The following is a 2,800-nucleotide window of genomic DNA, read 5'->3' on the forward strand; positions in this document are numbered from 1 at the left end:
GTTCGGAGGGGGTGGATGCGCCGCCGCGAATCTGCGGGAGCTTCTCGGCGTCCGGGGAGGCTGCGCTCGGGCGCAGGAGCGGTGGCGGGCGCTCCGCGTCGGAGGGGGCGCCACCGCGGATCACCGGGGGCAGGGCCGTCTCCTGCGTGGACGTTCGCGGACGCTCCGGGTCGAAGGAGGCGCCGCCGCGGATCACCGGGGGCAGGGCCGTCTCCTGCGTGGACGTTCGCGGACGCTCCGGATCGAAGGTGCCGCCACCGCGGATCACCGGCGGAAGCGCGGAGTCCTGCGTGGAGGTCCGTGGGCGGTCCGGATCGGTGGCACCGCCACGGAGCACCGGGGGAACAGCTGTTTCCTGCGTGGGCGTGCGCGGGCGGTCCGGGTCGGCGGCACCGCCACGGAGCACGGGAGGAATCGCCGTGTCCTGCGTGGGCGTGCGCGGGCGGTCCGGCTCGGTGGCACCGCCACGGAGCACGGGAGGAATCGCCGTGTCCTGTGTGGGCGTGCGCGGACGCTCCGGCTCGGCGGCACCGCCACGGAGCACGGGAGGAATCCCCGTGTCCTGTGTGGGCGTGCGAGGCCGCTCGGAGTCGAGGGCCGATACCCCGCGGGACGGAGTCGTGAGCGGCGCGATGCGTCCCGAGGGCGTCTCCACCCGCGCGGAGGTGCTCCGGCTGCTGTAGGCCGGGATGGAGGGGCGCGAAGGCGAGGGCGGCTCGTCCTTCCGGCTCGCGACTCCGGAGCTCCGGCCCGGAGTGAGGGGCGGGGGCACGTCGTCCCGCATGAGCAGGGCGGCGGGCACCTTGACGATGGGCGTGGGCGCCGGAGGCTCCTCGCGGTACGGCGCGACGGGCGCGCGGCCCGACGGCGGAGTCGAGGACTCCTCGCGGGAGGTCGCCACGGGCGTGCGAGCCCCGAAGGCGGGGAAGGGCGCATCCTCGGGCGGCAGCGGCGCCGGTGCGCGGACCACCGGAGTGGGCGCCGGAGGCTCCTCCGAGTCCGCGGGGGCTGGCGCGCGCACGACCGGCGTCGGCGCGGGAGGCTCCTCGGAAGGCGTGGGGGCGCGGACGACCGGCGTCGGCGCCGGAGACTCCTCGCCACCCGAAGTGGCGGTGCCCCGGACGATGGGCGTGGGCGCGGGCGGCTCCTCCGAGAGCGACGGCGGCGCGGCCTTGCCGGAAGGCGGGCCCTTCGCGGCCACCGGCTCGCCGGTCATCTCCCCAAGCATCGACGCCAGGGACTCGCTCACCTCGACGGTGGACGGCGTCGGCGCGCTCTCGCGCAGGGGCAGCCCCATCACCACGGGCGGCTCGGCGGGCTGCACCTCCAGCTCCGTCTTGATGAGGCGCGTGTCGAGCCCCTCGTCGAGGACCTGGCCCATCACCAGCGGCAGCTCCTCGCGAGCGGGGGCACCACCAGCGGGCGGAGCGTCGGCCTTCGCGCTCGCCTCGGGCTTCTTCGTCACCGGTGTCGATTCCGGCGGCAGCAGGCCCGCCAGCCGGTTGGTGGGCGTCCCCGTCACCGTGGTGGGGGAGGGAAGGTCGTCCTCGCCGCGAGGCGCCACCGGCACCGAGCGCTTGTCCAGCAGCGAGTCATAGAGGTCCAGCAGCTTCCCGCGGATGACTCCCGCGTCGAGCGCCTCCTCGGCGTGAGCGCGCGCCTTGCGCCCCAGCTCCACCCGGCGGGGCACGTCGCGCGACAGGTCGACGATGTGGCTGGCCAGGGCCTGGGTGTCCCCCGGCGGGAAGAAGAGGGCCGTCCCCGGAGGAATCAGCTCGCGGGTGACGGGCAGGTCCGCCGCGATGACGGGCCGGCCGGCGGCGAAGTACTCGGACACCTTCGCGAGCGGGCCACCCTGCACCCGGTTGCGCTCTACGTCATCCAGGGGGAGCACGCCCACGTCCGCCAGCGCCAGCACCTTGGCCAGGTCGTCATGGTGGACGGGCGGCTGGAACTCCACCCGCTCCGCGAGTCCCAGCTCCTTCACCAGCTCGTCCAGGTGCGGCTGCCAGTCCGCGTGCTGTGCGCCCACCAGCGTGAGGCGCACGTCCACCTGCTTCGTGGCCAGCGCCACCGCCCGCAGCAGCGTGGGCAGGCCCTGCCACCCCACCTGGCTGCCCAGGTACATCAGCCGCAGCGGCTGCCCGTCCGGCACGCCCAGCACGTCCGGGGCGTACGGCTTGAGGTCCACGGGCGCGCGGAGCACGTGGATGAGCTCCTCGCTCGCCCCGAGCGACTGGATGTGGGCCCGCGTGGTCCGCGAGCCGGTGATGATGAGGTCCGCGTTCATCAGGCAGAACAGCTCCTGCCTGCGGACCTTCGACAGGAAGCGGCGGTCTCCCTCCGTCTGCGGGTGCGTGTAGCGCAGCTCCTGGGACGGGAAGGTCTGCGCCTCGTAGACGAGGCGGTAGCCGTAGTCCGCCTTCAGCTCGCACAGCGCGTAGCCGCCGAAGGGGTCGGTGAAGTGCGCGAGCGCGTAGTCCTCGCTCTCCAACTGGCGGCGCACGGCGCGCTCGAAGGCCTGGATGCGGGATGCGAGGTCGCCCGAGCCTACCGGCACCCGCAGCAGCCGAGCACCCTGGTACTTCTCGATGTGGGAGTGGTCAGGCGTCTTCGCCGACAGCACCACCACGGAGAAGCGGTCCGGCAACGCCTTGAGATACTCGGTGACACGACGCGACGAGCCCGATGGGCCGGGGATGACGTCGAAACTGCACAGGAGCAGTCTGGGCAGGTCGCTCAAGCGTGGGCAGGATACCGGGCCGGCTCCTGGGTGTCATCGGGCGATGCAGGGGAGGGG

At 74.0% G+C, this 2,800-nt stretch carries 1 protein-coding gene; it reads right to left on the reverse strand.

Going from position 1 to position 2,800, the window contains the following annotated elements:
• Positions 1 to 2,650, reverse strand: a 2,650-nt coding sequence (locus tag HG543_RS52900) for a glycosyltransferase family 4 protein (protein ID WP_439332626.1), incomplete at its 3' end; no start/stop codon positions are given.
• Between the last annotated feature and the right edge of the window lie 150 nt (positions 2,651 to 2,800).

The organism is Pyxidicoccus fallax, from assembly GCF_012933655.1.
GTDB classification, from domain to species: domain Bacteria; phylum Myxococcota; class Myxococcia; order Myxococcales; family Myxococcaceae; genus Myxococcus; species Myxococcus fallax.